The 21,963-nt window shown below is 34.3% G+C and carries 19 protein-coding genes; 14 read left to right on the top strand and 5 right to left on the bottom strand.

The genetic code is table 11. The annotated features are described in order from the left end of the window. Window positions 1-9: 9 nt before the first annotated feature. Complete coding sequence (locus QMG60_RS21430; protein ID WP_281866362.1) at window positions 10-573, bottom strand: YeeE/YedE thiosulfate transporter family protein; 564 nt, start codon at window positions 571-573, stop codon at window positions 10-12. A 95-nt stretch (window positions 574-668) separates the two neighbouring features. Continuing rightward, the gene (locus QMG60_RS21425; RefSeq protein ID WP_281866361.1) at window positions 669-2,084 is read right to left on the bottom strand and encodes an MBL fold metallo-hydrolase; all 1,416 of its coding nucleotides are present in this window, start codon (window positions 2,082-2,084) and stop codon (window positions 669-671) included. 212 nt (window positions 2,085-2,296) lie between these two features. On the opposite strand from QMG60_RS21425, the gene QMG60_RS21420 reads away from it, so the two are divergent. The 5 genes from QMG60_RS21420 (at window position 2,297) to QMG60_RS21400 (ending at window position 7,069) form a co-directional block, all read left to right on the top strand. Continuing rightward, on the top strand, window positions 2,297-2,887 hold the full coding sequence (locus tag QMG60_RS21420) for an HD domain-containing protein (RefSeq protein WP_281866360.1): 591 nt from the start codon (window positions 2,297-2,299) through the stop codon (window positions 2,885-2,887). A gap of 220 nt (window positions 2,888-3,107) precedes the next feature. After that, window positions 3,108-4,454, top strand: coding sequence for a cytochrome ubiquinol oxidase subunit I (locus tag QMG60_RS21415; protein WP_281866359.1), 1,347 nt, complete (start codon window positions 3,108-3,110; stop codon window positions 4,452-4,454). Between the two features lie 2 nt (window positions 4,455-4,456). Then, window positions 4,457-5,533 (top strand): cytochrome d ubiquinol oxidase subunit II, encoded by a 1,077-nt coding sequence (cydB, locus tag QMG60_RS21410; protein WP_281866358.1) that lies wholly within the window; start codon window positions 4,457-4,459, stop codon window positions 5,531-5,533. Window positions 5,534-6,047: 514 nt separating this feature from the next. Then, window positions 6,048-6,452, top strand: coding sequence for a hypothetical protein (locus QMG60_RS21405; RefSeq protein ID WP_057116778.1), 405 nt, complete (start codon window positions 6,048-6,050; stop codon window positions 6,450-6,452). A gap of 230 nt (window positions 6,453-6,682) precedes the next feature. Then, entirely contained in the window at window positions 6,683-7,069 is a 387-nt protein-coding gene (locus tag QMG60_RS21400; protein WP_134139862.1) for a helix-turn-helix transcriptional regulator, read from the top strand. 125 nt (window positions 7,070-7,194) lie between these two features. Here the strand turns inward: QMG60_RS21400 and QMG60_RS21395 are convergent, their stop codons facing one another. Together QMG60_RS21395 and QMG60_RS21390 are read right to left on the bottom strand one after the other, a co-directional pair. Continuing rightward, a complete protein-coding gene (locus QMG60_RS21395; protein WP_281866357.1) occupies window positions 7,195-7,986 on the bottom strand; it encodes a sulfite exporter TauE/SafE family protein in 792 nt (263 codons plus the stop codon). Window positions 7,987-8,298: 312 nt separating this feature from the next. Then, the gene (locus QMG60_RS21390; protein ID WP_281866356.1) at window positions 8,299-8,940 is read right to left on the bottom strand and encodes a Crp/Fnr family transcriptional regulator; all 642 of its coding nucleotides are present in this window, start codon (window positions 8,938-8,940) and stop codon (window positions 8,299-8,301) included. Window positions 8,941-9,315: 375 nt separating this feature from the next. On the opposite strand from QMG60_RS21390, the gene QMG60_RS21385 reads away from it, so the two are divergent. From QMG60_RS21385 to QMG60_RS21370, 4 genes are all read left to right on the top strand, one after another. Next, window positions 9,316-9,627, top strand: coding sequence for a rhodanese-like domain-containing protein (locus QMG60_RS21385; protein WP_057116775.1), 312 nt, complete (start codon window positions 9,316-9,318; stop codon window positions 9,625-9,627). 74 nt (window positions 9,628-9,701) lie between these two features. Continuing rightward, window positions 9,702-11,282, top strand: coding sequence for an NADP-dependent glyceraldehyde-3-phosphate dehydrogenase (locus QMG60_RS21380; RefSeq protein WP_281866355.1), 1,581 nt, complete (start codon window positions 9,702-9,704; stop codon window positions 11,280-11,282). A gap of 300 nt (window positions 11,283-11,582) precedes the next feature. Next, window positions 11,583-13,460: a M1 family metallopeptidase gene (locus QMG60_RS21375; RefSeq protein WP_281866354.1), complete on the top strand. Its 1,878-nt coding sequence runs from the start codon at window positions 11,583-11,585 to the stop codon at window positions 13,458-13,460. A 156-nt stretch (window positions 13,461-13,616) separates the two neighbouring features. After that, entirely contained in the window at window positions 13,617-14,231 is a 615-nt protein-coding gene (locus QMG60_RS21370; protein ID WP_281866353.1) for a tetratricopeptide repeat protein, read from the top strand. A gap of 33 nt (window positions 14,232-14,264) precedes the next feature. Here QMG60_RS21370 and QMG60_RS21365 read toward each other — a convergent pair whose 3' ends face one another. Continuing rightward, window positions 14,265-14,828, bottom strand: coding sequence for an outer membrane beta-barrel protein (locus tag QMG60_RS21365; RefSeq protein ID WP_057116771.1), 564 nt, complete (start codon window positions 14,826-14,828; stop codon window positions 14,265-14,267). 175 nt (window positions 14,829-15,003) lie between these two features. Here QMG60_RS21365 and QMG60_RS21360 point away from each other — a divergent pair, with 175 nt between their 5' ends. From QMG60_RS21360 to QMG60_RS21340, 5 genes are all read left to right on the top strand, one after another. Next, window positions 15,004-15,408: a GNAT family N-acetyltransferase gene (locus tag QMG60_RS21360; protein WP_281866352.1), complete on the top strand. Its 405-nt coding sequence runs from the start codon at window positions 15,004-15,006 to the stop codon at window positions 15,406-15,408. 155 nt (window positions 15,409-15,563) lie between these two features. Then, the gene (locus QMG60_RS21355; protein ID WP_134139873.1) at window positions 15,564-15,947 is read left to right on the top strand and encodes a hypothetical protein; all 384 of its coding nucleotides are present in this window, start codon (window positions 15,564-15,566) and stop codon (window positions 15,945-15,947) included. 179 nt (window positions 15,948-16,126) lie between these two features. Continuing rightward, the gene (locus QMG60_RS21350) at window positions 16,127-17,209 is read left to right on the top strand and encodes an efflux RND transporter periplasmic adaptor subunit (RefSeq protein WP_057116769.1); all 1,083 of its coding nucleotides are present in this window, start codon (window positions 16,127-16,129) and stop codon (window positions 17,207-17,209) included. Window positions 17,210-17,315: 106 nt separating this feature from the next. Then, entirely contained in the window at window positions 17,316-20,483 is a 3,168-nt protein-coding gene (locus QMG60_RS21345) for an efflux RND transporter permease subunit (RefSeq protein ID WP_057116768.1), read from the top strand. Beyond that, window positions 20,476-21,927 carry a TolC family protein gene (locus QMG60_RS21340; protein WP_057116767.1) on the top strand — a complete coding sequence of 484 codons (1,452 nt, stop codon included), beginning with the start codon at window positions 20,476-20,478 and terminating at the stop codon, window positions 21,925-21,927. Before QMG60_RS21345 ends, QMG60_RS21340 begins: the two co-directional genes overlap by 8 nt. The last annotated feature ends 36 nt before the right edge of the window (window positions 21,928-21,963 follow it).

Below are 21,963 nucleotides of genomic sequence, written 5' to 3'. Positions count from 1 at the left end.
TTTGAAATTTTAAAGTGAAAGAATATAAGGTAAAATCAAAAGGGACATTACAAAACCGCCAATCATAAAACAGATTGTGGCTACCAGTGAAGGCCATTGTAAGTTTGATAATCCCATAATTGCGTGTCCACTCGTACATCCGCCAGCATAACGAGTTCCGAAACCAACTAAAAATCCGCCCACGACAATCATAATAAATCCGCGAAGCGTTAATAAACTCTCCCAAGAAAATAATTGTGAAGGAACTAGACCAGTGTGATCTGTAATTCCGTAACCTGCTAATTGTTCAGAAAGTTCTGGAGTAATCTGCACCGGATTCGGATTCGATAAAAAGTAAGCTGCAATTACACCGCCAAGAAATATTCCGAAAACAAAAAATAAATTCCAGCTTTCTTTTTTCCAGTCATACTTAAAAAATGAAATATTTGACGGAATACAAGCCGCGCAAATATGACGAAGAGAAGAACTAATCCCGAAAGATTTATTTCCGATAATTAATAAAATTGGAACAGTCAATCCAATCAACGGACCTGCAACATACCAAGGCCATGGTTCTTTGATGATTTCTAGCATATTTTTTAGGTTCTAAGTTGCTAAGATTCTAAGGTACTAAGTTAAAGGTTGAAAATCTTAGAACCTTAGAATCTTAGTAGCTCAGCATCTTTAAATTATTTTAATACTTTACTCTGACAAACAAAATCTGATTTTGGAAGATTTGTTTTTGAAATGGCTCCAAAACCGCCTTCAACTTCAGAAAAATTTCTAAATCCGCGTGCCTGTAAAATAGAAGCAGCAATCATACTGCGGTAACCGCCGGCGCAATGCAGATAAAAATGCTCATTGGGATTAATGTCTTTTACCCAGTCATTAATATAAGCCAAAGGTTTGCTGTAAGCATCTTCAATATGTTCGGCTGCGTATTCTGTTTCTTTACGAATATCGATTATTTTATCTGTCTCGATATTTACTTCGTTTGCAAACTGTTCAGCTGTAATTCGGTTTACGGTATCTGTTTCAAAACCTGCATTTTGCCAAGCTTCAAATCCACCTTCTAAATGTCCAATAATCGTGTCAAAACCTACACGGCTTAAACGTGTTACGGTTTCTTCTTCCATTCCATCAGCTGTAACTAATATAATAGGTTGCTTTACATTTGCAATTAAAGTTCCAACCCACGGCGCAAAATCACCATTAATTCCGATATTAATAGACTGCGGAATAAATCCTTTGCTAAAATCGGCTGCACTTCTGGTATCCAAAATTAAAGCGCCCGTTTCTTCTGCAACAGCTTCAAATTCTTCAACTTTTATAGCTTTCATTCCGTTATTTAAAACAGATTCAAAACTTTCGTAACCTTGCTTATTCATGGCAACGTTCATGCTGAAATAGGCAGGAGGAGGTAATAATCCATCCGTTACTTCTTCAATAAATTCAGCTTCGGTCATATTGGCGCGCAAAGCATAATTTGTTGCTTTTTGGTTCCCGATTGTCGAAACAGTTTCTTTACTCATGTTTTTTCCGCAGGCACTTCCAGCGCCATGCGCAGGATAAACAATTACATCATCAGCCAGAGTCATAATTTTATCTCTTAAAGAATGAAATAAAATTCCAGCCAATTGATCTTGTGTCATTCCAGCAGCTTTCTGTGCTAAATCTGGACGGCCGACATCTCCAATAAATAAAGTATCTCCAGAGAAAATAGCGTGATCTTTTCCGTTTTCATCAATCAATAAAAAAGTAGTGCTTTCCATAGTATGCCCAGGAGTGTGCAATACCTTAATAGTCACTTTTCCGATTTTAAATTCTTGTCCGTCTTTTGCAGAAATGCAGTCAAATTCGCAAGCCGCGTTTGGTCCGTAAACGATTGGAGCTCCAGTTTCTTTACTTAAATCGACGTGGCCCGAAACGAAATCGGCGTGAAAATGTGTTTCAAAAATGTATTTCAATTTTACGGCATCACGTTCTAAACGATCTAAGTAAGGCTGTATTTCTCTAAGCGGATCGATAATGGCCGCTTCGCCATCTGAAGTAATATAATAAGCACCTTGTGCTAGACATCCGGTGTAAATTTGTTCTATTTTCATGATATGAAATCTAAAATATGTGGGATACAAATGTACTGCTGTTTTCTCAGAAAATAGGTGACTAATGTTACAGAAATTTGATTTCTGTTAAAAAATAATATTGATTTTATCATACAGGTTATATAAAGTGATTTAAAGTTGAGCAATTAAGCTTTTACTTCTAATTTTGCATATGACGAATGTCATTTTAAGAAAAAAAATATTCAGTTACTATGAACACAAAAGACTTATTAGATCAAATTGCTTTTATAAAAGAAATTGATAAAGTAAAATACATTCAGCGTAAAACAAAGTTATTTAACAGCGACCGATGCGAAAATGATGCTGAACACAGCTGGCATTTGGCATTGATGGCAATTGTTTTGGCAGAACATTCAGATGAGCCGATTGATATTATGAAGGTCGTTAAAATGGTTCTCATTCATGACATTGTCGAAATTGATGCTGGAGACGTTTTTATGTACGACACCGTAAAAAATCATTTAAATACAGATGAAGAACGATTAGCTGCTAATCGAATCTTTGGTTTACTGCCTAAAAACCAAGCTGAAGAATTTATTGCTATTTGGGAAGAATTTGAAGCTGGTGAAACCAATGAAGCTAAATTTGCAAAATCGATGGATCGTCTAGAACCTTTATTGCAAAACACCTCTAACAATGGTGGAACTTGGAAAGAATTTGACGTGAAGTATGACAAGGTTTATGAGAAGAAAAGCGTAATTAAAAATGGTTCAAAATCATTGTGGAATTATGCTGAAGGTTTGATTAACGATAGTGTAGAAAAAGGGATTTTGAAGAAATGATTTTTTTAAAACCATATAAGTGATATAAGTAAATATAAATTGGAGGTAACTTTGACAAAGATGCAGCGTTTACTTATGAATTTAAAAAAATTACCGCAAAAACTAAATCAAACTTATATCACTTATATGGTTCAAAAATTTAGAAATAAACTCTTGTTTTAGGGGGTAATTCGGGTTTTAATGGGTAAATTTGTGGAACTTCATAAACAAATTACCTATTATGGAAGAAATGCTCTTTTATGATCGAATGCAATTTGCCTTCACCATTACTTTTCATTATCTTTTTCCTCAGCTTACAATGGGCCTTTCGCTCATCATTGTTTACTTCAAATGGAAATACTTAAAAACCAATAACGAACAATACAATCATGCCACCCATTTCTGGATGAAAATCTTTGCCCTGAATTTTGCAATGGGCGTTGTTACCGGAATTCCGATGGAGTTTCAATTTGGAACCAACTGGGCAAAATTCTCTGAGTTAACAGGTGGAATTATTGGGCAGACGCTCGCGATGGAAGGAATGTTTTCTTTCTTTCTCGAATCTTCGTTTCTCGGAATATTTTTATTTGGAGAAAAACTCCTCGGGCATAAATGGCATTTTGTAACTGGAGTATTAATCATGATTGGTTCTTGGGCAAGTGGTTATCTTATTATTGCCACACATTCTTGGATGCAGAATCCTGTGGGTTATGAAATTCTAGAAAACGGAAAGTTTGTATTAACCAATTTCAAAGCTTTATTTTTAAATCCTTGGCTTTGGCCTTCTTATCTTCATAATCAAGCCGCTTCTTTGGTTACAAGTTCTTTTGTTGTGGCTGGAATCGGGGCTTTTTATATTTTGAGTAAAAAGAATGTTTCTTTTGGGAAATTGTTCTTGAAAACAGGAGTAATTTTCGGATTGATTTCGAGTATTATTGTGGCTGTGCCAACTGGAGATTTACTGGCAAAAAATGTGGTAAAATACCAGCCGGTGACTTTTGCAGGAATGGAAGGAATTTTTCATACCGAGAAAAGAGGTTCTGAAATTGTCTTAATTGGTCAGCCCGATGTAAAAGATAAAAAACTAGATAATAAAATTGCGGTTCCTAATATTTTGAGTTTCCTGACTTACGGAAATTGGGATCAGGAAATTAAAGGTTTAGATCAATTTGAAGAAGATCTGCATCCGACCAATATTTCTGGATTGTATTATGCTTATCATATTATGGTTGGACTTGGAACGGTTTTTATCGGTTTAATGGTAATTTCTCTTTTTCAATTGGTTAGAGGAAAATTATTTCAAACAAAATGGATTTTATGGTCGCTAATGTTCATGATGCCATTTCCCTATATCGCAAACACAACAGGCTGGTACACGGCCGAATTAGGAAGACAGCCTTGGCTGGTTTATAATTTACTGAGAACATCTGCAGGGGCTTCGCCAACGGTTTCTTCTGGAAATACTTTGTTTACATTGCTTGGATTCATAGGATTGTATTTGCTGCTCGGAATGTTGTTTTTACTTTTAATTGGAAAAATTATCAATAAAGGACCGCATCATGTGGAACTTTCAACAGAAAAAATATAAGTATGGAATTTTTTTGGTACGTAGTTTTAATGGGAATCCTGGCAGTTTATCTGGTTTTAGACGGCTACGATTTTGGTGCAGGAATTATTCATTTGTTTTTTGCAGATACAGAGCGAGATAAAAAAGTAATTACAAACTCAATTGGACCTTTTTGGGATGCTAATGAGGTTTGGCTGATTGCAGCCGGAGGTGTTTTGTTCTTTGCATTTCCGACTTTATATGCTTCTTCTTTCAGCGGATTTTATCTGCCGTTGATTATGATTTTATGGCTTTTGATTTTTCGTGCAATTGGGTTAGAAATGCGCGGACAGGTGCATCATCCCATGTGGGAAAGTATTTGGGATAAAGCGTTCGGAATTGCCAGTTTGCTTTTGGCTTTGTTTTTTGGAATTGCATTAGGAAATATTGTTCGCGGCGTCAATCTGGGAATGGTGCAGAATGGTGTTTCTACGCAGGAAGCACATTACTTCTTTCTGCCTTTGTGGAATCCAACTTTTAGTCCGCAGGCCAATGAGCTGGGAATTATCGATTGGTTTACGCTTTTCTTAGGAATTGTAAGCACTGTAGCTTTAACGATTCACGGGGCAAACTGGATTATTTATAAAACAAATTCATCTCTGAATCCGAAATTGAAAAAAGTTGTTTTTGCCTTGAATATTGTTTTGCTGGTTTTAGTTTGTATTTCATTGCAGATTTGGCATTTTATCGAACCTAAACCATTTCATAATTTTGTTGAAAATCCGATTTTATGGTTTTTTCCTTTAATGACTTTTGTTGGAATTTTAGGATTATTCAAAGTTCGTTCGTTTAAAAAAGATGGTCACGGATTTCTGTTTTCGACTTTGTTTTTAGTCGGGGGATTTGCTTCAACAGCGGTTTCTATTTTCCCAAATGTGCTGCCTTCAACCAACAAAGTAAATCCGTCCTTAACGATTTATAACACTGCCGCTCACGAATACGGATTAAATGCTGGTTTGAGCTGGTTTTTTATCGCTCTATTTTTAGTGATTGTTTATTTTGTTATTCAATATCGTGTTTTCAGCGGAAAAATGGATGATATTGGGTATGGGGAGCATTGATTTTTATAAATGCTGATTCACGAATTTTAATGATTTGATTATATGAATTGCCTCCAGTTTTAACTGGAGGTTTTTTTATTGAAAGGTGAGAATGCTTTAGCCAAATAAAAAGTTTGGCTAAAGCCTAGACTCAAATTTCTTTATCTCCAGATGGAGACAATTGTTAAAAATCTTCAAAAACTAAAAACATCATTTTACCTGAGTCTGCGTTAGGGATAGGAGCGGTATCCTTTTTCTTGTTTCTTTAACAAGGAAAAGATACAAGCGGATAGCCCGGCCGGAGGAAACGCCCAAAATATAAATCTCCTAAATCAGGACATTTTATAAGTAATAAAAGGGGTAAATTATTATTAAAGATTTAATTACAACTTATAGTTATATTCTATAATTTTCTATTGTAGGAAAAAAAAGAAGTTAATGCTTAATATTGCGTATCTAAGAATTATTCCCCTAATATTCTTTAAAAATGATTTCTACTATAACTTTTAAATCTATTTTTACCTACTAATTAATTATGTCTTTAACAATTTTTCGCGACAAGATTAGATTTCATTACAAATCTAAAAATTGGCAGTATCAATTTGATGAAATAAAAGAGATTGGACTGCTGAAAAAAAAGAAAAAATACTTTTTAGAAAATAGTGTTTTTATTGCCGTTACAGCTGTTACTTATTATTGCATGATTTTCTCTGATATAATAGATGTGTATTACATTATTCCCGCAGTTTTGTGTTACAGTCTTGTTATAATCGCTTGGTTTAGAGAAAAAACGGAGTTTAACTATTTTGTGTTTGTAAAGGATGTTTACAAAAATAAAATAAGAACCAAAATCAAGGCAGAGGATCGGGTTTTGATAAGTAGACAAATAGATCATTTTTTAGATCTTCAGTTTGAGCGAAGTATTGGAAGAACCGCTTAAATTTAAAATTCAAGGATGTTTGTAATTGATATTTTCCATTATGATTTTGTTTTCATAATGGGAGCTTTGATGTGTAGTTATTTATTGCAAAAAAGAAAATTAACGAAAAAACAATGCTTCATAAATTAGTAGTATGAAGCAATACTAGAATACCCAAAAATAAGTATAGTTACGCTGTTTAACCAACGGCTGGCTGTTTTAACTATACATGACCCCAAATCAGAAAAATTATGGCCGCAACAATTAAAAACAAAATTAAAAACATTAGAGAGTTAAAGAATTATACTCAGGAATATATGGCAGAAAGATTAGGTGTAACACAAGCAGGTTACAGTAAAATTGAAAAAGGGAAGACTTCTTTGAGTTACGAGAAATTGGTTGAAATTGGAAGAATTTTAGATGTCAGTGTAGAGGATATAATTAGTTTTGATTACGATAAATACTTTAACAATTTTAATAAAATAACAGGAAACAACAACGGAAGCATTTTGATAAATGCTGATAATTCTTCGGTTTTAAAAGAGCTTTACGAAGACAAAATCAAACTTCTGGAAAAACTTCTCAACCGAACAGAACATGAGCTTGAGCGCTATAAAGAGAGGTTTGGAGAGATTTAAGAAATACACTTTTTAGTTTCATCTTTGTCAAAGTGTATAACTTTGACAAAGATTACTCTACAAGTAAAACTAAATTCAAAATATTTAAATAAAAATCTAAACAGATTGGCAATCCGTTTTAAATTTTAAAAGTTAAAACAAACTTCTTTTGCAATAATGTAAATTCCCATTACAAGTACAAACCATCCAAAAAGAGGTTTGAGTTTTGCACCATCGATTTTTTTAGAAAGCTGGCTTCCAATAATCATTCCGATTAAAGCCATTGCCGAAACGCTTAATAGAAAAGTATAATTGATTGGTGTTCCGATATATAAATCGCCTGCGAAACCTATTGACGAATTAATTGTGATAATTAATAATGAAGTGCCGACTGCCTGCTTCATTGGTAAGTTGGCAAAGAAAAGAAGCGCAGGAATAATTAAAAATCCACCGCCAGCGCCAAGAAATCCCGTGACGATTCCCACTAAAAAGCCAATTAAACTAAGCTGCAAATAATTGGTTTCTGTTGTTTTTATTTCAGGCTGATTTTTTTTAATCATCGAAATTGCTGCCGTAATCATTAATATGGAAAAGATTATCATGATCAGAAAATCTTTTGAAACCGTATAAGAGGCAACTGAAAATAAAGTCGCGGCAATTTGAGGAAAAATTACTTCGCGGATAATTAAAATGGAAATTACAGAGGGAATTGCAAAATACAACGCCGATTTCAGTTTGAGATTTCCCATTTTGTAATGGCTGTAACTTCCTGATAAAGCCGTTAATCCCACAATAAATAGGGAATATGAAGTTGCCTGATCTGGATTTACTTGAAATAAATAAACGAGAATAGGAATAGTCAAAATAGAACCGCCGCCGCCAATTAAGCCAAGCGAAATTCCGATTATGATTGAAGCAAAATAGCCTAAATATTCCATTGCATTTCTTTTAATGCAAAGTTGCTTCGGAAATTAGAATCCTACAGTAACATTTATCACAGAAGGAATTTTAAAGACGAATTTCACAAATTTTCACGGATTATTCTGTCTGCATAAATTTTAAATCCTATGTGCAGTAATGAAAGTGAAAAACCTTTTTTAAAATTACTAAAGCTATGTTTCTATGTGTTTAATACTAATAAAATATTTGGTCACATTGAGTGAAGTCGAAATGCTATGTGCATTCTCTCCCGAAGCCTCGGGACGCTCGAACTGACAATCGTTTTAAGAAATAAATTATTGGAATTAGTGTTAATTCGTGAAATTAGGGTTTAATAACTCAATCTGGTTTCGGTTTAGTTTCACCAGACCGCGTTGTTCCATTTTTTTTAATAATCGAGAAATCACTTCGCGCGACGTATTTAATTCGGTTGCGATTTCTTGGTGTGAAAGATTGACTTCAGAACAGCCGCAGGCATCAGAATGTCTTTTTAGGTAAAATTCCAAACGTTCGTCCATAGAACGGAAAGCGATATTATCAACCACTTCCAGCACTTCTTCAAAACGGCTTCTATAGGTTTCAATTACAAATTCGTACCAGCTTCTGTGTTCCATCATCCATTTGTCCATTAACTGCAGCGGAATCATCATTACAGAAACGTCTTCTACAACTTTCGCCATAATCTGGCTTTTCTCACTTTTTGCGGTGCAGATCATAGAAATGGCGCAGGCTTGGCCAGGTTGTAAATAATACATTAGGAATTCGCCGCCATCTTCGCCTTGACGATAAATCTTTATTTTTCCTTTGGTTATTAAAGCGGTATTTTTGATATACTGCCCCATACGCATTAGTATTGTTCCAGCTTCAAAATCCTGCAGGCTTCCGTTTTCTTCTATAGTAGCGATAAGTTCGTTGGAGAAACTGGGAAATATGGTTTTTAAGGAATTTTGCATTGCTATAATAATTTTAGCACCTCGATCGGAGTCGAGATGTTTGCGGTTTTCGACTCTGCTCAAACTGACAGATGATACTTTTGGTTTCTAAATTTTTATCAAAAAGAGATTAAAAATTGTAATTGTTTGCAAAGATAATAGTTTGATTTGGGATTCATTGTCATAAAATTAGATTTAAGATGTATTTAGCGGAAATGAAAAAATCCTATTTTCTACCGATTTTGTAGACTGAATTTTTAAAAATAGTAAGTAAATTTGTAAATCACTGATTATAATACTTTCTCTAAAACGTTTTCTGAGAATAATAATCGAAATCGCATTTGGTACGTTTTTTATAAATAGAAACGTCGTAATTTTACAAAAACACATTTTATTATGAATTTATCACAAGAAGATTGGGTTGCTCAGTTAGAAGCTGACGAAAATGCAGTTATACTTGACGTAAGAACTGAAGACGAATTTAATGACGGCTATATTGAAAATGCTTTAAACATTGACATCAATAAGGGTCAGGGGTTCATTTACGAAATCGAAGAATTAGACAAAAATAAAAATTACTATGTATACTGCCGTTCTGGAGCTAGAAGTGCAAAAGCATGTCAGATCATGAACGAACTAGGTATCGAAAATGCCTACAATCTGCTTGGCGGAATCCTGGATTGGGAAGGCGAAACAGTACAACCATAAAAGAAGAAGAGGCATATAAAGGCCTCTTTTTTCTTTTGAAAATAGAATTACCAGACCATTAAACAAACCAAATTATGAGTTTTATACCAGAAGAATATCAGATTAATACGCTGATAAATCAAGATACTTATCTTGTAAACGGAGAATTGAAACAATGGACAGGGCAAACCACACCTGTGTTTTCTACTATTTCTTCAACAGAAAAATATTCGCCGACTTTATTAGGATCTATTCCTTTTATGGGAGAAAAAGAAGCGGCGGAAGTTGTCGAAGCTGCAACCAATGCATACGATATGGGTCAGGGCTTATGGCCGACTATGAAAGTAGCAGATCGCATTAAGTGCATGGAAAATTTTGTGAAACAAATGAAGGAAACCCGCGAAGAAGTGGTTAAACTTTTGATGTGGGAAATTGGAAAAAATCTTGGAGATTCACAAAAAGAATTCGACAGAACGGTAGAATATATTTACGATACTATTGCCAGTTATAAAGAATTAAATGGACGCAGTTCGCACTTCGAAAAAGTACAGGGTGTAAACGCGATGATTCGCCGCGGACCTCTTGGAGTTGTATTGTGTCTTGGACCTTACAATTATCCACTGAATGAAACTTTTTCATTGTTGATCCCAGCTTTAATTATGGGTAATACAGTGATTTTTAAACCTGCTAAACATGGTGTTTTATGTATTACACCATTATTAGAAGCGTTTAGAAGCAGTTTCCCAAAAGGGGTAATTAATATTGTTTATGGCAGAGGACGTGAAGTGGCTTCTCCAATTATGAAATCTGGAAAAATTGATGTTTTGGCATTAATTGGAAATAGTAAATCGGCGATTGCATTACAAGATCAGCATCCAAACAAAAATAGACTGCGTTTGATTTTAGGTTTAGAAGCTAAAAATCCAGCGATTATTTTACCAGATGCCGACTTAGATTTGGCAATTCAAGAATGTATTGCGGGAACTTTATCTTTTAACGGACAACGCTGTACGGCTTTAAAAGTATTATATGTTCACGAATCTGTTAGAGAAGAATTCAATAAACGCTTTTCTGAAAAAGTAGATAGTTTAATTTTTGGAAATCCTTGGGAAAAAGGAGTTTCTTTAACACCGCTTCCAGAAACCGAAAAACCAAGTTACATTCAGGGATTAATAGATGATGCAACTAGTAAAGGAGCGAAAATCATTAATGAAAAAGGAGGAAAGCATACTGATAATTATATTTTTCCAGCGGTTTTATATCCAGTTAACAAGGAAATGCGCGTTTATCACGAAGAACAATTTGGACCAGTTGTTCCTGTACTTTCATTCAAAGATATTAAAGAACCTTTAAATGATATGGCAGAATCTAACTACGGACAACAGGTGAGTTTGTTTGGTAAAGATATAAAAACGCTTGCCCCGCTTATTGATTCCTTGGTAAACTTAGTTTGTAGAGTAAACCTCAACAGTTCTTGCCAAAGAGGACCAGATGCGTTTCCGTTTACAGGCCGCAAAGATTCGGCTGTAGGAACATTAAGTATTCCAGATGCTTTGCGTTCTTTCTCAATTCGTACGTTTGTAGCTTCAAAAGATATCGATTATAATAATGAAATTCTGCAGGAATTGCTAAACAGCAAAGAATCAAATTTTATTAACACCGACTATATTTTGTAGTAATAAAGGTTATATATTAATTGTAGATACCGTCTGTTTCTTTTAGGGATAGACGGTTTTTTTTTAAATGTAAAATGTAAAATGTAAAATGTAAAATGTAAAATGTAAAATGTGAGATGTGAGATTTGAGATGTTAGAGCAGTCTTTTCACATCTAACATCTAACATCTCACATCTCACATCTCACATCTCACATCTCACATTTCACCATTAACAATTAATAGTTAAATTTGTAACATTCGCAGAAAAGACACCACTAATCTGTTATCAAAAATTAATTTAAAAGACCTAAGAATAACTTATGGAAAAGAAAATATTGCAATTTGCAGTAATAGCATTTATCTTTTTTGCCCAAAACAGCTTTGCCCAAGAGCTTTATATGCCAAGAAACATAAAAAAAGCTTATGCAGAAGGAACACGTTCTAAAGACGGAAAACCAGGAAAAAACTATTGGCAGAATCACGGAAAATACAATATGGAGATTTCGGTTGATCCGAAAACTAAAATTGTAAGCGGAACAGAAACAATTATTTACGAGAACAATAGTAAAGACACTTTAAAAAACTTGGCTATTCGTTTTGTAAACAACCTTCATAAGCCATCTGCACCTCGCGGAAGCTCTGTAAGCGACGATTTTTTAAGCGACGGCTTGACTATCACTTCATTAAAAATAGAAAATGAAGTTTACAAAGAAGATGCAAGAAACTGGGGAACAGTTGGAAATGTAAAATTGAAAAAGGCAATTTTGCCACATTCAAAAACCATCCTAAATATTCAATGGAATTATCCTTTGTCTAAAGAAAGCGGAAGAGAAGGACAGATTGACGAAACTACATTTTTTGTAGCCTACAGCTATCCACGTGTTTCGGTTTATGACGATTATAATGGCTGGGATAGGTTACCACATACAGACCGCCAAGAATTTTACAACGATTTTAATGATTACGTTTTCTCTGTAAAAGCTCCAAAAAACTATGTAGTCTACGCAACTGGAGATTTACTAAATCCAGATGAGGTTTTACAGCCAGAATTTGCCGCTCGATTAAAAAAATCCTACACGACAGATCAAATTCTGCATATTGCCAATGAACAAGAAATGAAAAGCGGTATTGTAACCAAGCAGTACGATTGGAATGTTTGGAAGTTTGAAGCCAAAAATATTTCAGATGTAACTTTTGGATTAAGCGATCATTACTTATGGGATGCCAGCAGTGTTGTAGTGGATAAAAAAACCAATCGCCGCGCAAGTGTTCAGGCAGCTTATGATATTAAAGGAACAGATTTTGTAAATTCAGTAAAAAACAATCAATATGCTTTAGATTGGTTTTCAAATAACTGGCCTGGAGTTCCATATCCGTTTTCTAAAATGACAGCCTTTCAAGGTTTCGCAGATATGGAATACCCAATGATGTGTAACGATTCGCAAATGGGAGATCCTGTTTTTGCACAATTGGTACAGGACCATGAAGTTGCACATACTTATTTTCCATTTTATATGGGAATCAACGAAACACGCTATGCTTTTATGGACGAAGGCTGGGCAACAACTTTTGAATATTTAATTGGAATTGCAGAACATGGTAAAGAAGCAGCAGACAAATTTTATCAGGACTTTAGAGTAAAAGGATACATAAATGATCGATCTACGGAAGAAGATCAGCCGATAATTTCAATGTCTACACAAGTTTCTGGAGCAGGTTACGGAAATAACTCTTATGGAAAAGCATCACTTTCATATTTAGCTTTAAAAGATATGCTGGGCGATGAATTGTTCAAAAAGGCGTTGCACGCTTATATGGATACTTGGAATGGAAAACACCCTATTCCGTGGGATTATTTTAATTCATTTAATACTGCAACAGGGAAAAATCTAAACTGGTTCTTCAACAATTGGTTCTTCACTAATAATTATCTTGATATTGCAGTAAAGAATATTTCTTCGGATAATAAAATAATTACAGTAGAAAACATTGGAGGTTTTGCTATTCCTTTTGATGCAATTATTACTTATGCGGATAATTCAAAAGCAGTATTGCATCAGACTCCTTCAGTTTGGGAAAAGAATCAAAAAACAGCTAAAATTATTTTAAAAAGCACAAAAAAAATTAAGCAGGTACAACTTGACGGAGGTATTTTTATGGATGCCACTCCAGAAAATAACATTTTGCAGATCAAATAATTAAACGTTTTTTAAATATACCACAACGCCTCTCTTCAATAGAAAAGAGGCGTTTTTTATTATTGAATTATTTAAGACAATGAAAAAAAAATAGAAAGTGTAAGAAAGTTTCTTTAAAATAAATTAGGTTTGCAAAAAAATAAACCTACTAATTTAATGAAAAAGACCTTTATTCTAATTGTTTTGTTGAAGACTTGTCAGTTTTTCGGGCAGAATGATCAAAAAACCACATTTCAAAAGAATAAATACGAATTAGCCCTTTCGTATTATAAAAAAGCTGATTTTGCAAAAGCTATTGATTTATTTTCTTTAGCCGCAAAAATTAAACCTGACAATGAAATAGCGGAAGAAGCTATTAAAAAAGTGGACACCTTACGTGATGTTTTAAGAAAAAATATCTTAGACCATGCAATAGGAACTTGGAAGAAAACTGGAAGTCATCCAGTTTGGGCAACTACATCTGCTGGTGCCGATAATCAGACTGATTTTGATGAATTTCTTGAAATTAATGAAAATGAAATTTTGTTTTTCGAAATTGATAGAAAAACCAAACAAAAGAAAATTCTAAAAACTGAGAATTTAGTTTATAATGATCAGAAGAATACCGTATCATTATATTCAGAAATCATACTTTCAGACGGAACGATTTGGAATTGCAGTATTAACGAAAAATCAAATGTATTGCATGTAATCAACGTAGCTGTTAAAACAGAAGAAGGTATCGAAAAAATAGATGAGGATAACTTGGAAAGTTACTACGTTAAGATATAATAGAAAGGGAATCAATTGATTCCCTTTTATTTTTTACAAGAATTTAAAGCCAAGCGAAAAATTTGTAATTCCTGTTTTAATTTCACCATCAGAAGAATCGATATCGGTTAAACCAGCAAGATATCTTACGTCAAAAGTCAATTTCCATACATCAACTCCAACTCCGCCAATTATACTATGATTGTTCTTTTCTAATGCTATAGAATTGAGGTTATTATTTTTACTAATATCCGAATAATTTTTCCAGTTATACCCAACAAAAAGCCTCACATTTCCAACTTTACCCAGTGGTACAAGCTTGTACCCGGCAATTAACGAAGCGTCTGTCCCAGCTAGTTTAAATTCGGTTTCACCAATGCCATCTTGATAAACACTGAAATTTGATTTCGAATAACCAAATTCGCCCTGACCATAAAAAAGTAAAAGATTTACTCGGGCAAATGCCGCAAAACCAATTCCTGTGTTGGTGTGATCTGAACTAAAATTTTTTGCATTTACAGAAGTTATATTAGTTGAAATCTGAGGTCCGATTTGTATTAATTGCGCAAATCCGTTGACACAGATACATAAAAAAGCTGCTAAAAAGAAATTTTTCATAACGGAAGATATTTGATGTTGGTACTATAAAAATAATGATAATTGGTTTAAATTGAACGATTTGTCTGATTTATTTTCGTTTAATTTTTGAAAGAATACTAGCATTCAGCTCTTTTTTGATTTTTCAAATTCATGATAAAATGCATTACTTTTGGTCAACTTCTAATGGATTAAAATGGAAATTAAAACAATAAATGCATCCGATACGTGGCAGATCAGACATGAGGTGATGTGGCCAGACCAGCCTTTTGAATTTGTGCAGCTCGAAGAAGATAATTTAGGATTGCATTATGGTGCTTATGAGAATGATAAATTACTTTCAATAGTGTCTTGTTTTATTACGGGAGAAGAGATGCAGTTTCGAAAATTAGCCACTTTAGCCGAATATCAAGGCAGAGGAATTGCATCGGCATTATTGAACCACATTTTTACGGCAGCGAGAGAAAAGGAAATAAAAAAAGTTTGGTGCAATGCAAGGGCAGAAAAAAAACAATTTTATGAAAAATTCGGTATGGTTGATACTGGAGAGCTTTTCACAAAGGCAGGACAGGAATTTGTAATTATGCAGATCGTCTTTTAAGTGATTGGTTTGTAGTGTTTTGACTGTGTTTTTGTTGTCTAAATATATTCATTTTGATTTTATTTTAAAGTGAAAACGTTTTCGTTTACGATTACATGTTAAGACTTTCTTATTTTATTTTTTTTATTCCAATCTTTTATTACTTTCGCACCCAAATGAGAAAGTTAATAGTATTTTTAGTATTCATGAATATGCTTCTGTTCGGCGGAGGCCAATATCTTAATGCTAATACTTTTGGCTTACCTCAGCACCATAATCTTGAAAAGAAACACCGAGTTAAATTCACTAATCAAGATCGTGGATCTTCAACTATTGAAGATGCCGCAGATATTGATATTGAAGAGGAATTTCTAGGAAATGATGATGTTGATGGACTTACGAATAAATTTTTTGCATCGTCTTACAGTTTAGTAGACGACTTGTATCTGGCTTTGTCAGATCAATCTGCTGCAAATGATTCCAATCGTTTAAAAATTTCTACGCCTAACTTAGGGCATTCAAATCCTATATATATTACTCAGAGAGTATTAAGAATTTGATTTTAAAATATACATTGGTTGCCTAAGTTGCGATCCTGCATATCTTGCTGCTGTATATTTTTCTCTTACTTCCGCTTATATGACAATTAAGGTCAGACCAAGGCTTACTGATGTTTTATCCATCTTTAAGGAATCTTTGTATTCCAAGCATTCAATCGCTTAATTTCCATTTAAAAATCATGAAAAGAATCATCTTGTTCGCGGGCTTTATGGCCGCGGTGTGCTTAACCAGTTGTACAGCAAAAAAAGAAGAAAAAGAAGAAGCGGAAAAGTTTACAGTAACTAATCCCGTAAAACTTGACACTTCATTTACAAAAGAATATGTTTCGCAGATTAAATCTGTACGAAACATTGAAATCCGCGCCCAGGAAAAAGGGTTTTTACAAAACATTTATGTTGATGAAGGACAGTTTGTAAAAAAAGGACAGCTGTTGTTTAAAATTATGCCAAACATGTATCAGTCTGAATTGCTTAAAGCTCAGGCAGAACAAAAATCAGTAGAAATTGAATTACAAAATTCAAAACTATTGGCAGATAAAAATATCGTTTCTAAAAACGAATTAAGTGTAGCTCAGGCAAAATTGCAGTCTGCAAAAGCTGAAGTTGCTCTTGCAAAACTTCACTTATCATTTACAGAAATCAGAGCTCCATTTGATGGAACAATCGATAGAATTCCATTAAAATTAGGAAGTTTAATTGATGAAGGCGAATTACTGACAAGTCTTTCAGACAACAGTCAGATGTTTGCCTATTTCAATGTTTCGGAGCCAGAATATATCAGCTATGAAACAAATGTAAAAGATCGTGCAGATAATAAAGTGAATTTAGTTTTGGCTAACGGAGACATTTTTAAAGAAAAAGGAAATGTTGAAGTTATCGAAAGTGAGTTTAACAACGAAACAGGAAATATTGCTTTTAGAGCAAGATTCCCAAATTCTGGTAAATTACTTAGAAACGGTGAAACAGGACAAGTACAAATGCTGGTTCCTCTTAAGAATGCAATTGTAATTCCGCAAAAAGCGACTTACGAAATTCAGGATAAAAAATATGTTTTTGTTGTGGATAAAAATGATAAGGTAAGCTCTAGAGAAATCACTATTACAGGTGAAATCCCTGATTTATATGTGATCAAAAGCGGACTTAATGAAAATGATAAAATTTTACTTGAAGGTGTTCAGAAAGTAAAAGAGAATGATAAAATTAAATACGAATTTGAATCTCCTAAAAAGGTTATCAATAACCTGCGCTTAAAAGCAGAGTAAATTAGTGTTCAGTCGCAGTTTTAAGTATTCAGTTTATTTTGAAAGTACTAATATTTGCAAGTAACTTATTGATTTCCTTTTAGTTTAATCATTAAAAAAAATAAAAATGTTTAATAAATTTATTCAAAGACCAGTATTGTCGATAGTGATATCGTTGATAATTGTCTTTTTAGGGATTTTGTCTGTATTGAATTTACCAATTACACAATTCCCTACCATTTCACCGCCAATGGTGAACGTTACCGCAGATTACCCGGGATCTAACGGTGAATTGATGGTAAAAGCTGTTGTTATCCCTTTAGAAAGAGCCTTAAATGGAGTTCCAGGAATGAAATATATGGCTTCTGACGCAGGAAATGATGGTGAAGCTACAATTAAAGTGGTGTTTAACTTAGGAACAGATCCGAATCAGGCAGCTATTAACGTTCAGAACCGTGTGGCTTCGGTTACTAATAAATTACCTCCATTAGTAATTAGAGAAGGTATCAAAATTACACGAGAAGTACCAAGTATGTTGATGTACGTGAACCTTTACAGTACAGACAAAAATACCGACATGAAGTTCTTGTATAACTATGCCGATATCAACGTTCTTTCAGAATTGAAAAGGGTAAATGGTATTGGTTCTGGAGATATCTTAGGAACTCGTGAATATGCAATGCGTATCTGGCTGAAACCAGACCGTATGCTGGCTTATAAAATTTCTGCTGATGAGGTAATGGAAGCATTATCCAGTCAGAGTTTGGAGGCTTCCCCAGGTAAAACAGGAGAAAGCTCTGGTAAACGTTCTCAGGCATTTGAATATGTATTGAAATATTCTGGACGTTTTACAACAAAAGAGCAATACGAGAATATTGTAGTAAAAGCAAATCCAAACGGAGAGCTTTTGAGATTAAAAGATGTTGCTAAAGTAGAATTTGGAAGCTCGATGTACGATATCTATTCTAATTTGAATGGAAGACCATCTGCAGCTATTGTATTGAAACAATCTTTTGGAAGTAATGCGAATCAGGTTATTGAAGAAGTTAAAGCTAAACTTGAAAAAATCAAGCAAAGATTTCCTAAAGGAATGGATTATGAAATTTCGTATGACGTTTCTAAATTCCTTGATGCTTCTATCGAAAAAGTAATCCATACTTTGGTTGAAGCATTTATTCTGGTAGGTTTGGTAGTTTTCCTTTTCTTAGGAGACTGGCGTTCGACAGTTATTCCTGCAATTGCGGTACCAGTATCGTTGGTAGGAACTTTTGTGTTCATGACATTCTTCGATATTTCGTTGAACTTGATTACATTATTTGCTTTGGTATTGGCAATTGGAGTCGTCGTCGATGATGCGATTGTAGTTATCGAGGCCGTTCACGCCAAAATGGAAGAAGAACATCTTTCTCCATTTAAAGCAACCAAAAAAGCCATGCACGAGATTGCAGGAGCAATTATAGCAATTACATTCTTAATGGCCGCGGTATTCATTCCTGTTGCTTTTATGTCTGGTCCTGTTGGAGTATTTTACAGACAGTTCTCTGTAACTATGGCAACTGCGATTATCCTTTCTGGTATTGTGGCTTTGACATTGACACCGGCACTTTGTGCGATGATGTTAAAAAACAATCATGGTCAGCCTAAAAAGAAAACCCCTGCAAATAGATTTATAGATGCATTTAACGATAAATTCAATTTAGCGCAAGGTAAATATCAAAATCTATTAGGTAAAATTGTTGACAGAAGAGTGGTTACTATTGTGGCACTTTTAGGTTTCTGTGCTGGAACATGGTTGATAAGCAGTTCTGTTCCTTCAGGATTTATTCCGAATGAGGACCAGGGAATGTTTTATGCCGTAATTCAGACTCCTCCAGGTTCGTCTTTAGAAAGAACTAATAATATTGCAGAGAGAGTTCAAAAAATTGCCGAAGATATTGATGGAGTAAAATCTGTTTCTTCTTTAGCAGGTTATGAGATTTTGTCTGAAGGTACAGGAGCCAACTCTGGTACTTGTTTGGTGAACTTGAAAGATTGGAGTGACAGAAAAGAATCTGTTGTGGAGATTATGCATGAAATGGAGGAAAAATGTAAAGATATTACAGGAGCGAATATCGAATTTTTCCAACCGCCTGCTGTACCAGGATATGGTGCTGCCGGAGGATTTGAGCTTCGTTTGTTAGATAAAACAGGTTCTGTTGATTATAAGAGAATGGAACAAGTAAATAACGATTTTGTTGCTGAATTGAATAAACAACCGGAATTATCAAACGTATTTAGTTTTTACAGTTCTAGTTTCCCTCAATACATGATGAAAGTCGACAATGATTTGGCACAGCAAAAAGGTGTTTCTATCGAAAATGCCATGAATACTTTGTCAACTCTTGTGGGAAGTAACTACGAAATCAGTTTTATCAAATTTGGTATCAACTATAAAGTAATCGTTCAGGCTTCGCCAGAATATCGTGCACAGCCAGATGATATCTTAAAATTGTATGTAAAAAATGATCGTGATGAAATGGTACCTTTTTCTGCTTTTATGAAACTAGAAAAAGTGTATGGTCTTTCTGAAATTACACGTCATAATATGTATACCTCAACACAAATCAGTGGTTCACCAGCTGCGGGTTATAGTTCTGGTACAGCGATTAAAGTTATTCAGAAAATTGCGGCCGAAAAATTACCAAGAGGATATGACATTGACTGGGCAGGTATTTCTGCCGATGAGGTAGCTCAGGGAAATCAGGCAATTTGGGTATTCTTGATCTGTTTAGGATTCGTTTACTTAGTATTAGCTGCTCAATACGAAAGTTTTATCCTTCCATTATCGGTAATTCTTTCTTTGCCAGCGGGTATTTTTGGAGCTTTCCTTCTGTTAAAATTAACAGGATTAGAAAACAACATTTATGCTCAGGTTGCAATGGTAATGCTTATTGGTTTATTGGGTAAAAATGCGGTATTAATTGTAGAGTTTGCGATTCAGCGACACGCAGCAGGATTATCAGTTTTACAAGCATCAATGGAAGGAGCTAAAGCAAGGTTCCGTCCAATCTTGATGACTTCGTTTGCCTTTATTGCAGGTTTATTACCGCTTGCTTTTGCAACTGGTCCAGGTAAAATTGGTAACAGAACTATTGGTACAGCAGCTGCAGGAGGTATGCTTATAGGAACTATTTGTGGTGTATTCGTGATTCCTGGATTGTATTTCATATTCGCTAAGATTGCTGAGAAACACAAACTAGTAAAACATGAAGAAGAAAATCCATTAACAGAAGAAATTGATAACAATCATGTATAAATTCAAATCATATCAATATGGTATTGCATTAGGAATATGTCTTACGGTTGCAGGGTGTAAAGCCCCTGCACCTGAGGCAGCAATTACCACAAGCACACCAGTTCCTGAGTCATTTGGTACAACGGCTCAAGCTCAGGATGCAAACAATAATACGGCAGCTTTAAATTGGAAAGATTACTTTAAAGATCAAAATCTTATTGATTTAATTGATATTGCCCTGAAAAATAATCAGGAGCTGAATATCACTTTACAAGAAATTGAAATCGCTAAGAATGACATTCGAGTAAGAAAAGGACTTTTATTACCAACAGTTGGTGTTCGCGCCGGCGCTGGAATAGAAAAAGTAGGTAGATATACCAGCCAGGGTGCCGGTGATGCTACAACAGAAATTAAACCAGGTGTAGAAACACCAGATCCGCTGGGAGATTTTACGATTTCTGCTTATGCAAATTGGGAAGTAGATATCTGGAAAAAACTTCGTAATTCTAAAAAAGCAGCTTTAAACAGATATTTAGCTACTGTTGAAGGTAGAAACTTTGTTATTACAAACCTTATTGCAGAAGTTGCAGATTCTTATTATGAATTAATAGCTTTAGACAATCAGTTGGATATTGTAAAACAAACGATCAAATTGCAGACTAACGCTTTAGAAATTGTAAAAGTTCAGAAGCAGGCTGCAAGAGCAACAGAACTAGGAGTTAAGAAGTTTGAAGCAGAGGTTTTAACTTCACAGAGTATGGAGTTTGATATTTTGCAGCAGATAAAAGAAGCTGAAAACAAAATCAACTTTTTATTGGGAAGATATCCACAGGAGATTAAAAGAACAAGCAATACTAATTTCTTAAGTTTGCTTCCAGCTGCTGTAAGTTCTGGAATTCCATCTCAATTATTAGCTAATCGCCCAGATGTGAAACAAGCAGAATTGGAGTTAGTAGCTGCAAAATTAGATGTAAAAGTAGCGCGTGCTGAGTTTTATCCATCTTTGGATATTTCTGCTGCAATAGGTGTACAAGCTTTTAAACCATCTTATTTGCTTACAATGCCCGAATCTCTTTTATATTCTTTAGCGGGAGATCTTGTTGCACCATTGATTAATAGAAATGCAATTAAAGCGGAGTTTGCAAGTGCAAATGCAAGACAACTTCAAGCATTATATAATTACGATCGTACTGTTTTAAACGCTTATTTAGAAGTTTCAAATCAATTGTCTAAAATTGATAATCTTCAAAAAGGATATGATCTTAAATCGAAACAAGTAGAAGCTTTAAATACTTCTATTGACGTTTCTAACGATTTATTTAAATCTGCAAGAGTTGATTATTTCGAAGTTTTGATGACACAAAGAGATGCATTAGAAGCAAAACTAGAATTGGTTGATACTAAAAAAGAACAATTGAATGCTGCTGTCCATGTTTATAGAGACTTAGGCGGCGGTTGGAAATAATATTGCCAATTAATTTGTAGAAAAAAGGCCTTTTGG

The organism is Flavobacterium sp. GSB-24 (assembly GCF_027924665.1).
Taxonomy (GTDB): domain Bacteria; phylum Bacteroidota; class Bacteroidia; order Flavobacteriales; family Flavobacteriaceae; genus Flavobacterium.
This window is presented reverse-complemented; position numbering and strand designations above follow the sequence as displayed.